Source organism: Xanthomonas euvesicatoria, assembly GCF_013112235.1.
In the GTDB taxonomy this organism is placed as follows: domain Bacteria; phylum Pseudomonadota; class Gammaproteobacteria; order Xanthomonadales; family Xanthomonadaceae; genus Xanthomonas; species Xanthomonas euvesicatoria.
The window spans coordinates 923,026-939,190 of the sequence record NZ_JABFFS010000001.1 but is presented as its reverse complement, the minus strand read 5'-3'; the positions used below and the strand labels follow the sequence as shown (position 1 = coordinate 939,190).

Here is a 16,165-nt window from a genome sequence, read left to right as displayed (position 1 = left end):
GGGTGCGGCAACAGCAACAGGCGATCGGTGCGGCTGGCACCGGCGAGTGGTCAACGCTGCAGCGAAGACGCCGCTAGCGCCACGCGTAGGAGGCAGCCCGGGCAAGTTGCCGGCAGGCCAGCGGCGACAGCCAGGCAAAGCGTTTTGACACGACGTGTTCTGCAGCCGCAGCGCCTGCGTCCAGGGTGCGCGCCGACATCCAGTGGTCGGCGTGACACGCCGCTGCCCATGCCTGCTCCAACAGGACGCGATCGCCCGCATCCAGGTGGGCAGCGGCGCGCACCGCCTGGATGAAGGTCCACGGCGCATGCCACCGATCGAAGGATTCGAGTGCGCCCACGACACGGGCGGCATCTGCCACGTTCACCTGCGCGATTGGCATCTGCGTATCACGCGTGACGCAAACCATCCAAGAAGCCGTTGATCACCGCCGCGACTGCTTCCGGCACTTCCATATGCACGTGGTGCGTGCCGGGCAGCAGCTGCAGGCGTGCGTCGCGCATCATCGCCACGCGGTGGTCGCGCAATGCTTCCGGGAAATACGCCTGTGCGGGCGTGGCGAAGATCGCCTGGGCGGGGCAGGCGATGGAGGCCAGCAGCACGTCGATCTGCGCTTCGGTCATGCGGATGGCGGTGGGCAGGGTCAGGCGCGGATCGCTGCACCAGCTGTAGCCACCTTCCACCACGCGTACGCCGCGTTCGACCAGCAGCCGTGCAGCCGGTTCGGTGAGTTGGTTGGCCATCATGCGCGCGCGTACCGGCATTTCCATCGACGGAAACACCCGCAGCGGCCGCTCTGCCAGCGTGCGTGCCGACGCAACGGCATCGCGCAGGCGTGTGGCAGTGCTTTCCACGGGCTCGGCCAGGGCGCCTAGCGCCTCGATGGCGATCAAGGCCTCCACGCGCTCGGGCGCAGCGGCGGCCAGCAGGCTGGCAATGCCGCCGCCCATCGAGTGGCCGAGCACGGTGAAGCGCTCCCAGCCCAGAGCATCGGCGACCTGCAACAACATGGCGATCGCGCTGCTGAGCGTGTATTCGGCGCCTGTCGGCAGCCAAGCGCTGTGGCCATGGCCGGGCAGATCCAGCAGCACCAGATCCAGCTCCTGCGCGTGCAGATGCGCGCTCAGCGGCACGAAGCTGGCCGCGTTATCCAGCCAGCCATGCAAGGCCAGCACCCGGCGCGGGCCGCGATCTTGGTTGCGCAATCCGGTGACCCGGCCGATGGCCAGGTCGCACGCAAACGGCTCCAACTTCACGCGCGGCGCGCCACGGCGGCCAGCGCGTGCGCATGCGCATCGCTGGCGTTGAGGCAGGGGATGTAGCTGAGCGTGGCACCACGCTCGGCCAACGTTTCGGCAAAACCCAGCGCCACTTCTTCCAGCGTTTCCAGACAGTCGGTGGCAAAGCCCGGGCAGACCAGGTCGAAGCTGCGCACGCCGCCTTCGGCCAATGCCCACAGCGTGGGTTCGGCGTACGGCTGCAGCCAGCGTTCGGCGCCGAAGCGCGACTGATAGCCCATCTGCCACTCGTCCGCGCCCAGCCCCAGCGCTGCCGCAATGGCCTGCGCGCTGCGTTCGCACTGCTGCGGATACGGGTCGCCGGCATTGGCCACGCGCTGCGGCAGGCCGTGGAAGGAAAACATCAATTTTTCGCTGCGCCCATGCACCTGCCAGTGCGCGCGAATCGACTCGGCGATCGCGGCCACCCAGCCGGCGTCCTCGCAGTAGTCCTGGATCACCTCCACCGCGATCTCCGGCGCGCTGGTGCGCCATGCCTCCACCACATCCTGGATCGAGGCGGTGGTGGTGGTGGAATACTGCGGATACAGCGGCAGCACCACGATGCGCCTGATGCCGCGCGCGCGCAGCCCGTCCAGCGTCTTGCGCAAGGCCGGCTCGCCGTAGCGCATGGCCCATTCCACATGCCAGTCGGGCATCACCGCTTGCAGGCCGTCGGCCAGGCGGCGCGTGTAGACCGCCAGCGGCGAGCCCTCCGGCAACCACACCTTGGCGTATTTTTCGGCCGATTTCGGCCCGCGGATCGGCAGGATCACCCCGTACAGCAGCGGCTTCCAGAACAGTGGCGGAATCGCGACCACGCGGCGGTCGCTGAGGAACTCGGCCAGGTAGCGGCGCACGGCCGGGGCGGTCGGCGATTCGGGAGTGCCCAGGTTGACGACCAGCAGGGCGGTATCGGGTGTCGTGTTCATGCGCACCATTCTGGCAGAGCCGGGCACCGCTGCCGACAGCAGCGCAACGATCGCTGTGATCGGCCGTCTCTTCCGCGCCGGTTGCGCTCACCACCGATTCATTGCGCCGGCACTAACGTCGCGGCATTGCTATCTTTGTCGGATTCTTCCTTGGAGCTTGTCATGCCTCGTTTGTCGCGCCTGGCCCTGTTGTTGTCGCTGACGTTGGTCGCCGGCCATGCCGTCGCCGGCCCGGAAGAAGACCAGCGCGCACGCAATGCGGTGCGGGTGCTCACCGAGATCATGAAGATCCCCGAGCAGGCCATTCCGGACAAACTGCTCGACGAGGCGCGCGCCATCGTGGTCATTCCCGACACGCTCAAGGCCGGCCTGGTGATCGGCGGCCGTCGCGGCCACGGCCTGATGTCGATGAAGAATGCCGACGGCAGCTGGTCGCAACCGGTGTTCGTCAAGCTCACCGGCGGCAGCATCGGCTTCCAGGCCGGGGTGCAGTCCTCCGACGTGGTGCTGGTGTTCCGCAACGACCGCAGCCTGGACAACATCGTCAACGGCAAGTTCACCCTCGGCGCCGACGCCGGCGTGGCGGCAGGTCCGGTCGGGCGCAACGCCGCCGCGGCGACCGACGGCCAGCTCAAGGCCGAAATCTGGTCGTGGTCGCGTGCCCGTGGCCTGTTCGCCGGCGTCGCCCTGGATGGTGCGGTGCTGCAGATCGACGATGCCGCCGACCTCAATGCCTACGGCAGCGGCGCAACCCCGCGCATGATTTTCGAAGGCCGCACCAACGAACGCCCATCCACCGATGTGATCGCTTTCCGCGACCGGCTGGAAGAGGCGACCTACACCGCGCGCGCCAATCGCAGCACCGATGCCGCCGCCGATGGCGCGCCGCCGGCACCGCGTCCGCAGACCCCGCCGCCGGTGCAGGCACAGCAACCGGCCAATGTGCCGCCGCCGGCCAGCGAAGCCAGTACCGTGCCGATGCAGCCCAGCACCACGCCGCCCGCCCAGCAGGGTTTTCAGCCGGTATCGGAGGGCGAAATCCGCACCGAATCACTGGACGGCAACCGCTAACGCACTGTCATCCCCCTGCGCGGTGCGCTGGGGTATCCTGCGCGTTCCATCTTTCAAGCAAGCGAGCAGATCATGGGCGGTTTCAGCATTTGGCACTGGCTGATCGTGCTGGTGATCGTGTTGCTGGTGTTCGGTACCAAGCGGCTCACCAGCGGTGCCAAGGATCTCGGCAGCGCGGTCAAGGAATTCAAGAAAGGCATGCACGACGACGACAAGCCGGCCGGCAAGCTCGGCGACGACTCCCGCACTGCCGAGCAGGCGCGTGAGGCGCAGGCCGAACGCGACCGCGACGCGCGCTGATCCGGAGCGGCGTCGGTGTTTGACATAGGTGTTGGCGAACTGACGCTCATTGCGGTCGTCGCCCTGGTGGTGCTCGGCCCCGAGCGTTTGCCCAAGGCGGCCCGATTTGCCGGATTGTGGGTGCGCCGCGCCCGAATGCAGTGGGATTCTGTCAAGCAGGAACTCGAACGCGAACTCGAGGCCGAAGAGCTCAAGCGCAGCCTGCAGGACGTGCAGGCCTCGCTGCGCGAGGCCGAAGACCAGCTGCGCAACACGCAGCAGCAGGTCGAGCAGGGCGCCCGCACGCTGCATGACGACGTCAGTCGCGATATCGACATCCGCGCCAGCGCCACGCCGGTGGCAACGCCGCTGGAACTGGCCCATGCGGATTTGTCTGCCAGCCCCGATGTGGATGCAACAGCCGGCGTAACCGATGCGGCTGGAGCTGCACATACCGCGCCGGTGATTGCGCAGGCCCAACCCATTGCGCCAGCGCCGCATCAAACCCTGGTTCCGGCTCCGCACGACACGATAGTGCCAGCGCCGCATGCCGCGCATCTTGCCAGCGCGCCCGAGCCGGTCGCCGTTGCGCCAGTCGATGCGGGCACACCGGCCGCGTGGACGCCGGGCGCGCCAGCCAAACTCCAGGAGAAACAGCCGTGAGCCTGTTCGACGACGCACAGGCCGAAAGCAGTCTGATCGAGCATCTGGTCGAATTACGCGCCCGCCTGGTCCGCGCACTGATCGGTCTGGGCGTGGTGTTGCTGGCGCTGCTGCCGTTTTCGCGGGCGATCTATTCGTGGCTGGCCGCACCGCTGATCTCGCAACTGCCGCTGGGGCAGACGATGATCGCGATGAATCCGGCCGGCGCGTTCTTCGCCCCGCTCAAGCTGACCTTCTTCGTGGCGGTGTTCTTCAGCGTGCCGTGGCTGCTGTATCAGGCCTGGGCGTTCGTGGCGCCGGGGTTGTACCAGCGCGAAAAGAAGCTGGCATTCCCGCTGCTGGCGTCGGCGGTGGCGCTGTTCTATATCGGTTGCGCGTTCGCCTATTTCCTGGTGTTGCCGGCGGTGTTCCACTTCCTGACCACGTTCAAGCCAGACGTGATCGCCATTACCCCGGATGCCAATTCGTACCTGGATTTCGTGCTGGCCATTTTCTTCGCCTTCGGCGCGAGTTTCGAACTGCCGGTGGCCTTGGTGATCCTGGTGCTGCTGGGCTGGGTCAGCCCCAAGCAGCTCAGCGAAGGCCGTGGCTACGCCATCGTCGGCATCTTCATCCTGGCCGCCGTGCTCACCCCGCCAGACGTCGTATCGCAGCTGATGCTGGCCATCCCGATGTGCCTGCTCTACGAGCTGGGCATCATGGCCTCGCGTGCGGTAGCGCCGAAGAGCGCCTAGTGCCGTCGCTGCAGCGAGGCGCGCCGCCATGCAGGTGCGCGGTGCGGTGGTCTTCGGGCACATGGGTCGCTGCGCGGCATCGCCCCGGACGCCATGGTCCACGTTAGGAGCGCGCCCGCGCGCGACGAAGCCTATGTCGAGAAGCCCCGGTCGCGCCCAGGTGCGCTCCTACGGCTAAGCGAATTCAAGCAACAAATACATCCGGTCGCGATGGCGGGGCTGGTTGGGCGGCGGCGCCGGCGTGGGTGAACATCTGCTTCCACGCGGCGTAGACCGAACCGGCGAACACCGGCATCAGCACCGCCATCAACAGCAGTTGGGCCAGCCACATCGCCACGGTCTGGCCGGCAATCAGGCCGACGATCAGCGCCACGATCATGACCGCGAAATAGATCGCGAAAATGGCGATGAAGGCCAGGACGAAGAACACCAGCATCGCCGGCAGGTTGTGCAGGCTGGCGCGCAGGCTCTCGCGCAGCGCGTGGCCGCCGGTGCTGCGGTCGAACATGACCTGCGGCGGCATCACGAACAGCGCCAGCGTCATCGCCGCGAAGGTGGCGATGGTCAGCAGCAGCCACAGCAGAATGCGCCCGGCCGGCAGGCTGGCGGCCAGTTGCTCGATCTGCACCGGGTCCGGCTGCGCGCCGGACTGGCTGATCTGGTTGATCTTCACCATTACCTCGGACAACTGCTGCAGCCCGCTGGCGCCGATCATCGCCAGCAGCAGCACGCCCAGCAGCAGGCCGGCGATCAGCTGCGGCAGCAGCGACACCAGCAGGTGCGGCGCGCGGCCGTCCTGCAGGCCATGCAGCAGATGCGACGGTTTGGCGATGCGGCCTTCGTCCACTTCGCGGATGGCCCACAGCAGGCCGCCCATGAACAACGGGCCGGCCAGCACCAGCAGGAACTGCAGAGCCGGGCCCAACAGCGGCACCAGGACCGACAGCGATACCACCAGCGAGGCGGCCACGCTCCAGATCACCCCCATCGAGCCAAGCGCCAGCGGCGCCCGCTTCAACAGCGAGAAACCGGTCAACAGCCACTCTGCGCCGGCAGATGCCGGCACCTTACGAATTTCGCTCATTCCCATTCCGGATCGATACGCGCGCCGGACCATCCGGCGTCACGCGATTATCGCTGCTTTTACGTGTGCGCGGCGGGACGAGCGCTCACGGTTTGCAACCGGCGTGCGTGATGCACGAAGCGGCGCAACAACTTGCGGGCGATGGGGGCGGCGGTGACCTCGCGGGCGACCGTGCGGGCGCAACGTCCGTGGCGGGCGATGCAGTCGGCACGCGCCTGCACATAGCCGCGCATGTGGTGGGTGGCGAATTCGGGGTGGAACTGGACGCCCCAGGTGGCCCGGCCCCAGCGGAAGGCATGGCAGCGGTCCTGCCGGGAGTGCGCTAGCACGATGGCGCCGTCCGGGGCACGCACGACCGTCTGCAGATGGGTGGCATGGGCCGGGAACTGCGGCGGAAGCCCTGCGAATAAAGGATCCTGCTCAGCCGGCGGGTGCAGCTCCAGCGCGATGGTGCCGGATTCGCGCCCGGCCGGGTTGTAGTCGACCTCGCCGCCCAGCGCGTGCGCCAGCAACTGGTGCCCGTAGCAGATGCCCAGTAGCGGCATGCCCTGATGGGCGGCATGGCGCAGCCATTCGGCACTGCGTTCGCTCCAGTCGGCGCGGTCGGTCACGAAGGCGGCCGAACCGCTGACGATGATGCCGGCAAAGTCGGCCGGGTCGGGCAGCGCGTCCCCATTGGCAACGTCGATGGCCACCGTTTCCTGCTCGGCCAGCCCGGCCGCCACGCGGATCCAGTGCGGAAAACGGCCGTATCGCTTCATCTCCGGCACGGGTTGCCCGGTTTCGATGATCAGGAACGGCAAGACGGACATGCGCAAAGATCCGGACACAACAGATGCCCCCGATTGTAGGCGGCAGCGACGCGTTTTTTTCAAGCGGCACTCCAAGACGCGCGCTGCGGGTCATTGCCGAATGACATGTCCTGATTCCCTCGCGGCGGGATGCCGATGATGGTAGCGGTGGTCGCCGACTGGTGCATGTCCTGGATATCGGCAGACAAACGCACGGCTGGAATGACAGTGCCTTTGCGCGGTCGCCGTGGTCAGGTTGACGCAAGGTTCGGCGGGATTGGTGTGGAAAAACATCGAATCGTGCATACCCTTCAGAACACTGCGCTTGACGCCAGCGGAGCACGTCGCCGTGCCGGCGTGCTGCATCCCACGCGTTCGATCCATGCAATGTAGTAGGGCCATTGGCCCAACGCGCAGCGGGCGTCGCACATGTCGTCTGCGCTTCGTATTGAAGAAGTCGCTCGCGGGCAGATTGACTAAATTTCCGGGCATGAAAACCCATGCCACCAATTCAAACGCGACACGCACAAACCTGTCTTACGCTCATGAGGAAAAGCCCAGGCTAACGGAGGATCAGGCAGCAGCCAGCAGCAGCGGCGCGCAGCAACCGCTCGGACGGCCGCCTAGAAAACGGCAGAGGATGGAGTCGGATGACCCAAGGGCCTCGACGCGCGACAGGCAGCCCTTTACGGCAAACGCCTTAAAGAAAGAGGAAATCGATGCCAGCGAAGGCGCATGGGACAGGCGCTTTCGGCCGTGGCAGCCGGCTGCCGTCAAAAACGCGCGCATCAAAACCGAGGGCTACCCGGATAGGGCGACTGACGACGTCGGCACGTCGTCAGCGCAGCATCGGCCACAACGCTCGTCGCAGCATTATGGTGTGGAGGCAAGGGCATTTCGGCCGCGCGAACAACCGTTCGAATGGTCCGCCAGAAAGCGACCACGTGAAGAGCAGGCGGCATCCCGGCAGCCAAAGCGGCCATTCCATGGCATGGGGCTGACGACCGAGGATCTGCGTAGGGCCGAACATCAGCTGGACTGGGCGGCAAAAAAACGGCTACAGGCGCAGCGACAGCAACAGCAGCGACAGTTGAGCGAGCCCCATGGAATCGGGAGGAACCACAACGCGGGCCGGTGCGTGTCGATGGCATATGACAACGAGCTGGCGCATCGCATGCGTGGCGGGATGGCGTTGCCCTTCCTGGAGGAGAGTGTCAACGCGCAAGTCAACGCGCAGCGGCTGGACAAATATCTTCAGTTGATTGCCACTGCACGGCGCGCCAGGGCAGGCGTGACACCCGGCGATCTGGATCGTTGCACCGAGCTCGCGGCGCAATACCTGTTTGGGACCGGATGGTTCGAAGGGGCATCGCTGGCGCAGCTGGCGCATGTGGGCAACAAGCTGAGCAAGCACCCGAATCAGCCCGCATGCATGGAGGCAATCGCGTGGATCGCCGGAGAGCTCACGCAGGCCGATGATCTGGTGGGGCTGGGGGCCTACCCGTCAGTTCTGCTTCTGAATGCCTTCTCGAAGAATCTCGACAGCGGCCGGTGTGAACGCGCGGTGGCGCGTCTGGCACGTCATCTGCGGCGTGACGACCACGCACGACAGGGGCTGAGTGCGCAGAACATCAGCCTGGCACTCAATGCCTTCAGCAAGTGGTCCGATAACCCGGAGTGCCAGGCGACGGCGCACTGGTTTGCCGCGCTTGTCGCCAGCGACAAGCGCCTGCGTTGCGCCATGGATGCCCAGAGCGTGGCGACCGCGCTCAACGCCCTGTGCAAATGGCCCGACACGCCGGACTGCGGGAATGCCGTCAGCGCGCTCGCCGAACGGTTGGCCGACGAGTCCAGATTGCGCAAGGAACTGAAACCGCAAGAACTGGGAAACGCGCTCAACGCCCTGAGCAAATGGGCCGACACCCCGGTCTGTGCGGCTGCCGCCAGTGCGCTGGCCGAACGGTTGGTGGACGATCCCGGCTTGCGCAAGGCCCTGGACCCGATCAACGTGAGTCAGGCGCTCAACGCGCTGAGCAAATGGGCCGATATACCGGTGTGTGCGGCCGCCGCCATCGCACTGGCCGAGCGGTTGGCCGACGACCCCAAGCTATGCCGGGCCCTGAATGCGCGAGGCCTGTCCAATGCGCTCAACGCCCTGAGCAAATGGCCCGACGACCAGGTCTGTGCGGCTGCCGTCAGTGCGCTGGCAGAGCGGGTCGCCGACGACCCCGAGCTGCGCAAGAACCTGGACCCGCAGGGCGTGTCCAACGTGCTCAACGCGCTGAGCAAATGGCCCGACACCCCGGTCTGTGCCGCCGCCGCCAGTGCGCTGGCCGAACGCGTGGTCGACGATCTCCAATTGCGCGAGGATCTGGATCCGCAAGGTGTGGCCAACGCGCTCAACGCGCTGGGCAAATGGCCGGATATACCGAGCTGTGCGCAGGCCGCCAGCGCGCTGGCCCGGCGGCTGGCCCACGATCCCGAGCTGTGCAAGGCCCTGGACCCGATCAACGTGACCCAAGTGCTGGAAGCGCTGAGCAAATGGCCCGATACACCGATCTGTGGGCAGGCCGCCAATGCGCTGGCCAAGCGGCTGATCCATGAGAGGAGCCTGCGCAAGGCCCTCAAGCCGCAGGAACTGGTCACCGCGCTCCATTCCCTGAGCAAATGGCCCGACACGTCGATCTGCACGGAGGCCGCCAGCGCGCTGGCCGAGCGGCTGGTCGACGAGCCCCAGTTGCGCAAGGCGCTCGACGCACACCAGGTTGTCACCACGCTCAAGGCCTTGAGCAAATGGCCTGACAAGGCGGTCTGTGCGGTTGCCGCCAGCGCGCTGGCCGAGCGGCTGGCCGACGAGCCCCAGTTGCCCAAGGACCTGAACCGGCAAGGTGTGGTCATCGTGCTCAACGCGTTGAGCAAATGGCCGGACACGGCGGTTTGTGCTGAGGCCGCCGCCGCGCTGGCCGAGCGGCTGGTCGACGAGCCCGACCTGCGCAAGGAACTTGGCCCGGTCGACGTGACCAACGTCCTGAATGCCTTGAGTAAATGGCCGGACACCGAGGTCTGCGCGGAAGCCGCACGGATGCTGGCAGGGCGCCTGGTCGGCGATCCCCTGTTACGCAAGGCCTTCAATGCACTGGACGTGGCCAACGCGCTCAATGCCCTGAGCAAATGGCCTGACACCCCGGTCTGTGCCGCCGCCGCCAGTGCGCTGGCCGAGCGGCTGGCCGCCGATCCCCAGTTACGCAAGGATCTCAATCCATTGGACGTGGCCAATGCGCTCAATGCCCTGAGCAAATGGCCCGGCACGCCGGTCTGTGCGGCCGCTGCCAGCGCACTGGCCGCACGGGTGGGCGCCGATTCCAGGTTGCGCAAGGCCTTCGACGCGCAGCAAGTGGCCACCGTGCTCAACGCCTTGTGCAAATGGCCCGACAACCAGGCCTGTGCGGCGGCCGCCAACACCTTGGCCGAGCGACTGAGACGCGAGCCCGACGTGCGCGACGTGCTCAAGCCGCGAGAAATGACCAACGCGCTTAACGCCCTGAGCAAATGGCCCGACACGCCGGCCTGTGCGGGCGCCGCCAGCGCGCTGGCCGCACGGGTGGCCGACGATCCCAGGTTGCGCGTGGCCTTCGACGTACAGCAGGTGGCCACCGTGCTCAACGCCCTGAGCAAATGGCCCGACAATGCGGCCTGTGCGGCCGCCGCCGGCGCGCTGGCTGAGCGCTTGGCCGACGAACCCGAGTTACGCAACGCCCTGACCGCCCATGGCGTGGCCACCGTGCTCAACGCCCTGAGCAAGTGGCCCAACGTGCCGGTCTGTGCGGCCGCCGCCGGTGCGCTGGCCGAGCGGCTGGCCGACGAACCCGAGTTACGCCACGCTCTGACCGCGCATGGCGTGGCCACTGCGCTCAACGCGCTGAGCAAATGGCCGGACATGCCGGTCTGCGCGGCCGCTGCCAGTGCGCTGGCCGAGTGGCTGAGCGACGATCCCGACCTGCGCAAGGCGCTGGACGCTTCCAACCTGCCCCAGGTGCTCAATGCCCTGAGCAAATGGCCGGACATGCCGGCCGGTGGCGAGGTGGTCAACGCGCTGGCCGAGCGATTGGTCGACGACCCCGAGTTGCGCAATGCCCTCGATGCGCTAGGGGTGGCCAATGCGCTCAACGCCATGAGCAAATGGCCCGAGATGCCGGTCTGTGCGGCCGCCGTCGACGCGCTAGCCGCGCGGCTGGCCAACGATCCCGGGTTGCGCAGGGATCTGGAAGCGCAGGGCCTTGGCAACGCACTCAACGCCCTGAGCAAATGGCCCGACAAGCCAGTCTGCGCGGCCGCCGCCAGCGCGCTGGCCGAGCGGCTGACCAACGATGCCGGCTTGCGTCGTGCCTTCGACCCTATCAACGTGAGCCAAGCGCTCAATGCCCTGAGCAAATGGCCCGGCACGCCAGCCTGCGAGACCGCCATCGACGTCCTGGCGGCGACGCTGGCCAACGATCCCGATTTGCGCAAGGCCCTGGACCCGCAAGGCGTGGCCGTGGCGCTCAACGCGCTGAGCAAATGCCTCGCCCGGCCGGTGTGCCAGTCGGCATTCGTGCTGCTCGCCGAGCGTGCAGGCTCGGCCGAGCTGCCCTGGCGGCAGTTCCAGATGCGGGGGATCGCGGTGTTGGCCAACGCGATGTCCCGGCTGTCGCATCTGGACGAAGAGGACGATGAGCAGTTCCAGACCCTGGGTATCGCCAAGCTGCAGGCGATGGCCGGGCACCTGGATGTGCACCGCGAGCGTTTTGCGTCCGCTTCGGCCGGCGATATCGGTGTGCTCTTCAAGGCCTTTGCCTCGGCGCGGCTGCAGCGCCAGATGCGTTCGCTGGGACAACCGGCGCTGGAACGGGTGTCGGCCCTGATCGGGGACGATGGATTACGCCAGACCAGCCTTGAGGGGATCGGCAGCCTCTGCATGGGACTGTTGCCGCTGATCCGCAGTCCGGAGTTGGCCCCTCGCCATCGGGGCCAGGCATTGCACGTGTTCGATACGTTGCAGCCCATCGTCGCGCGCAAGATCGAGCTGTACCTGCGCGGCGACGGCGCGCGCGCGTCGGCCGACATCGAACAGCATGCCACGCGCTGCCCGGCGCTGACCTTCTACCAGGTGCTCAAGGCCTACGCGGTGGTGAGCCGGCAGTGGAAAGCGCGCCATCTGGACGGCCCGCGCAAGCAACTGCGCCAGCGCCGCGATGAACTGTCGAAGTGGGTGGACCTGACGCTGGCGCGCACGCGCGAGGCGATCGAGGCGGACCTGGGCGAGATGAGCTGGAACCTGATCGCGCAGATCGAGGCCGGCGACCGGATGTTCGACGCCCTGGACCTGCGCATGGCCAAGGACGCGCCGGCCATTACCCAGGCCCATCCACCGACCCGCTTCGACCTGGACAGTGGGCGCTTGAGCATGGCCTCGGTTCCCGGCCGGCCGGTGGCGCCGGCGCCCGGCCACGGCAGCACGACCCATGTGGTGGTCGATCTGGTGGGCAAGGAGCTGTCGACCAACCGGTCCGAATCGGACAAGCCGTATTCGCTGTTTGCACGCCTGACCGGGCTGCCGCTGGTGGAGGTGCAATTGCCTGGTGAGCTATCGACCTTCATGCTCGCGCGGACGTTCAACTACAACGGCGAGCCCTGGCGCTTCGACATGTTCGGCGGCAGCCGCGCGGCGCGCGGCAAATCCGGTAGCCACAGCCTGGTGCTGTCCCAACGCAAGGAGTCGGCGTCGCTGTTGCCTGCATTCCGTTATGCCGACACCGCCCCGGGCAGCAGCCTGATGCATCTGGCGGCCAAGCTCGCTCCGCAACGCGAGGACTGGTCGCGCATGCAGCGCTCGCTGCTGGAGATGGTGCCCAGTGACCATGTCGTGGAAGGCACGCTGCGCCTGGGCGTATTCGATGACGTCGAGGGCCCTGCGCATCCGTTCAAGCCGTTGGCCGTGGATGGCACTGCCCTGGCGTTGTGCCCCAACGATGGCTGCGGCTTCCTGAAACTGGAGGTGGCCTTGGCCATTCCGGCCTTCCGCAAGCATTACGAGGCCTGGCACGCGGTGCAGGCAAACCAGGCCACCGAGGAGCAGCGCGAGCTGGTGGCCAAGGACAAGGGGCCTTCGATGATGCCGGCGCAGGCGCTGCAGCATTACCCGCGCGATGCCGCGGCGCTGGAAGAGGCGCACGCGGCGATGCAGGACCGGCTGCGGACACTGGAGCCGACAGGCGATGATCCGCTGTGGGTGTACAGGCCGCTCATCGGCGGTGGCTACCAGGGCCAGCGCGTGCGGGCGGTGCCGTCGGCCGACGACAAGGTGCATCTGCCGCAGCAGCGCAGCCAGGCCTTCGACGTCGCGGGCGGCCCGTTGCTGCTCGGCAAGCCTCCCTACGACAAGGAGAATCTGCTGCCGGTGCCGGAGCAGCGCATCGCCACCGTGGCCCAGGGCGACGCCACCGCCGCGTTCCTCTCCCAGTGCTTCGGCATCCAGTACAGCTACACCGGTTTCGATGATCGCTCCGGCGTCGATCCGCAGATGCTGCACAGCAAGGGCATGCTGGTGGTGGTGCCCGATCAGCAGTGGCCGGCTGAGTTCAGCGACACCGACCTGGCCTGCTCCAAGGAAGATCTGAAGACGCTGTCGTGCTGGACAAACGGCCGTGACCGCGGTGCCTTGCCGCGCGACATCCTCAGCACCGGCAGCCTGCGGCTCAAGGACATCGTGGAGCCTGGGCGCCTGGGCGCATTGCCGATCGACGAGTTGCGCAAACGCGACATGGACACCGACGGCGACGACGCCTTCATCTACGCAGGCTATCCCAAGCTGGCTGCGCTGATTTCGCGGGTGATGGATCGCAAGGCCAGGCTCGGTCGGCAAAAGTCCTTCAAGCCGCCGAAGACGGCCACGCCGGCCATCGACCCGGTCAGCGGCCACTACCAGCCAGGGCGGCTGTCGGAAATCATGGCCCTCAAGCGCGGTCAGCGCATCACCTCGGCGGCCGCCACGCTGGCGGCGCGCTTCATGGGGCAGCCGAACGAACTGCGCGAAGCGATGGCGCGCGACATGATGTTCGGCACCTACGATGGCATCGAGCGCGGCTTGCGCAACGGTTTGCGCGAGCTGCTCGAAGAGCCGGTCCGCGATCCGGTGGTGTTGGCCACGCTGCGCGTGCAGGCGCGCGAGGCGATCGAACGCGCCCACCTGCCCGAGGCGCGTGAAGCTGCCGCGTTGCTGCACGCGCAGCTGCTTGCGCTTGAGACGGACCCGGCCGCCGACAGCGCCGCGCCGGCGTTGCCCGAGGCCCTGGCTGAGGCGTTTCCCGGTTTGGCCAAGGCCTACGAGTCCGCCGCTGGCGTGGAGGCGCGCATCCACGCCATCCTGGACAACTACCCGGTGTGCCGGCTGTCGCATGCGCAGTTCCCGGACGGGCAACCCGGGCTCGTCCCCGGCGAGCCGGAACTGACCATGCGCAACCTGTTCACCATCGCGATCAAGGTCGGCACCGATGCGCTGAAGTCCGACACCGGCACGGCGCTGTTCGCCAAGATCGTGGAGGCCTGCGAACGGGCCGAGCGGGGCTTCGCCGAGCGGGTCCGCAACGTGCCCTACAGCAGGGCAACCGCCCGGGCCATGCAGGACGGGCGCTTCGATCCCGAACAGACCAAGCTGCTGCTGCAGCGCATGCCGTCGATGGCCGCCGGCGTCATGGAAGACGCGCTCGAGGCACTACAGCAGGCCGGCTGGATCGCCCGGTCGCAGCCGCCGGCCGAGCGTCTGCGCGACGTGCAGCCGCAGGACATTGCGCTCAAGGCACAGGCCTTGCTCAGGCGCGCTCGCCAGATGGAGCCGCAGGTCACCGACATGCTGCAGAACATCGCCGCGCGCCATGGTGGGCAACTGGCCGGCACGCAGCATCAACTGAAGTCCTACGGCTCGTTGCAGGACAAGCTCAAGCAGCGGATGGCGCTGAAGAAGCAGCCGTTGGACGAGGCGGCAGCCAGCGTCAACGACGCGCTGCGCTACAGCGTGGTGCTGGAACCGCAGGGCTTTACCGCCGGTCTGCGCGCCACGCTGGCTGCACTGGACGACCAAGGCCATGCACGGGTCAAGCTGACCAATCAATTCACCGATTACCCGCCAGTCTTCAAGGCCATCAATGTCACGCTTCGCAGCCCTGAGGGCGCGCTGTGGGAGATCCAGTTCCACACCCCGGAGACCTTCGCGCTCAAGGAGCGCTTCCACGACCTGTACAAGCGCGCCCATGCGCTGGCGCTTGGCGGCGCATCGCGGTCCGAGCAGCGCAAGCTACAGGCGCCTGCGCTGGAGGCCTTCAAGCGTGTGGCCTCGCCGCCGGGGTGCGAGGAGATCGACGACTGGCAGGAAGAGACCGTGCCGGCGCTGGCAAGCGCGACGCCGACGCCCGGCTCCGAACAGACCCCCGTCAATACAGGCGCATCGCCGGCACACAGCGTGTTCCATGCCGCCACACGCAAGCAGGCGTCGCTGACGCCGGTGCTCGACACGCTGGCCGACGGCTTGGGCGCGCGGCTCTGGGGCAACGTGCGCTACAACGCCAGCCAGGGCCGGATCGAGCAGGTGCAACACGACCCGTTCCAGAAATCGGTCGCCTCGATCAAGGACAAGATCCGGCGCCATCAGCGCGCCGGCATGACAACAGAACAGGCCACGCAACGCGTGGGCGATGCGCTGCGCTATGCGCTTGAGTTGCCGTCCGAGGGTTTCGTGGCGAAGGTGCAGGCGGCCCAGGACGAACTGCGTCGGCACGGGATGACGTGCGTGAAGCTGCAGAATTACTTTACCTCGGGAGATGGCACCTACCGGGGCATCAATGCCAGCTTCACCGATGCCGAGGGCTACGCGTTCGAAGTGCAGTTCCACACGGCCGAGAGCTTCAACGCCAAGGCGCAAACGCATCTGTCCTACAAGCGGATGCAGTTGGCGCAGACACGCCTCGAGAAGGAGCGGCAAAAACCCCGGCCCGATCCGGTCAGGCAGGCAAAACTGACGCAGGAAATCGCAGGGCACAGACAGGCGATGCACGAGATGACGGCCAGGGTGAGCAAGCCCGCCCACATCGAGCGCCTCGGAGGCCGCGTATGAGCACCCATCAACGCGCAAGACCTGGCGAATCTGCGGCTCTCAAGCCGGTTTAGCTGTGCGCCGGACGATATCTCCGCCCTCAAGGCATGAGCGCCGAGTGCCACTGGGGCGGGAATCACGCGCGTGCGGCTCGCAGGCGCGGGCGAACGCGTCGATCGCCATCATGGCGATCGACCGCGACGTGCGCGA

General features: G+C 67.1%; 10 protein-coding genes. 5 read left to right on the top strand and 5 right to left on the bottom strand.

The window, feature by feature from the left end:
- Positions 1-73: 73 nt before the first annotated feature.
- The 3 genes from HLH45_RS03965 to hemH are packed head-to-tail and all read right to left on the bottom strand — an operon-like array spanning position 74 to position 2,218.
- The gene (locus HLH45_RS03965) at positions 74-382 is read right to left on the bottom strand and encodes a hypothetical protein (RefSeq protein ID WP_008577756.1); all 309 of its coding nucleotides are present in this window, start codon (positions 380-382) and stop codon (positions 74-76) included.
- Between the two features lie 7 nt (positions 383-389).
- Complete coding sequence (locus HLH45_RS03960) at positions 390-1,250, bottom strand: alpha/beta fold hydrolase (protein WP_033479388.1); 861 nt, start codon at positions 1,248-1,250, stop codon at positions 390-392.
- A gap of 2 nt (positions 1,251-1,252) precedes the next feature.
- Entirely contained in the window at positions 1,253-2,218 is a 966-nt protein-coding gene (gene hemH / locus HLH45_RS03955; RefSeq protein ID WP_008577760.1) for a ferrochelatase, read from the bottom strand.
- Between the two features lie 153 nt (positions 2,219-2,371).
- Between hemH and HLH45_RS03950 the strand changes: the two genes are divergently transcribed.
- The 4 genes from HLH45_RS03950 to tatC all read left to right on the top strand — a co-directional run bounded on the left by HLH45_RS03950 (position 2,372) and on the right by tatC (position 4,956).
- Positions 2,372-3,280 carry a lipid-binding SYLF domain-containing protein gene (locus HLH45_RS03950; protein WP_008577761.1) on the top strand — a complete coding sequence of 303 codons (909 nt, stop codon included), beginning with the start codon at positions 2,372-2,374 and terminating at the stop codon, positions 3,278-3,280.
- A gap of 72 nt (positions 3,281-3,352) precedes the next feature.
- Entirely contained in the window at positions 3,353-3,580 is a 228-nt protein-coding gene (gene tatA / locus HLH45_RS03945; RefSeq protein WP_003484969.1) for a Sec-independent protein translocase subunit TatA, read from the top strand.
- A gap of 15 nt (positions 3,581-3,595) precedes the next feature.
- Positions 3,596-4,222 carry a Sec-independent protein translocase protein TatB gene (tatB, locus tag HLH45_RS03940; RefSeq protein WP_008577765.1) on the top strand — a complete coding sequence of 209 codons (627 nt, stop codon included), beginning with the start codon at positions 3,596-3,598 and terminating at the stop codon, positions 4,220-4,222.
- Positions 4,219-4,956 carry a twin-arginine translocase subunit TatC gene (gene tatC, locus HLH45_RS03935; RefSeq protein ID WP_005923115.1) on the top strand — a complete coding sequence of 246 codons (738 nt, stop codon included), beginning with the start codon at positions 4,219-4,221 and terminating at the stop codon, positions 4,954-4,956. Before tatB ends, tatC begins: the two co-directional genes overlap by 4 nt.
- A gap of 184 nt (positions 4,957-5,140) precedes the next feature.
- Here the strand turns inward: tatC and HLH45_RS03930 are convergent, their stop codons facing one another.
- Positions 5,141-6,040, bottom strand: a complete 900-nt coding sequence (locus HLH45_RS03930; protein WP_014091465.1) for a BPSS1780 family membrane protein — start codon at positions 6,038-6,040, stop codon at positions 5,141-5,143.
- A 59-nt stretch (positions 6,041-6,099) separates the two neighbouring features.
- Positions 6,100-6,852: a glutamine amidotransferase gene (locus HLH45_RS03925; RefSeq protein ID WP_003484963.1), complete on the bottom strand. Its 753-nt coding sequence runs from the start codon at positions 6,850-6,852 to the stop codon at positions 6,100-6,102.
- A gap of 469 nt (positions 6,853-7,321) precedes the next feature.
- On the opposite strand from HLH45_RS03925, the gene HLH45_RS03920 reads away from it, so the two are divergent.
- Entirely contained in the window at positions 7,322-15,976 is an 8,655-nt protein-coding gene (locus tag HLH45_RS03920; RefSeq protein ID WP_033479384.1) for a type III secretion system effector XopAD, read from the top strand.
- The last annotated feature ends 189 nt before the right edge of the window (positions 15,977-16,165 follow it).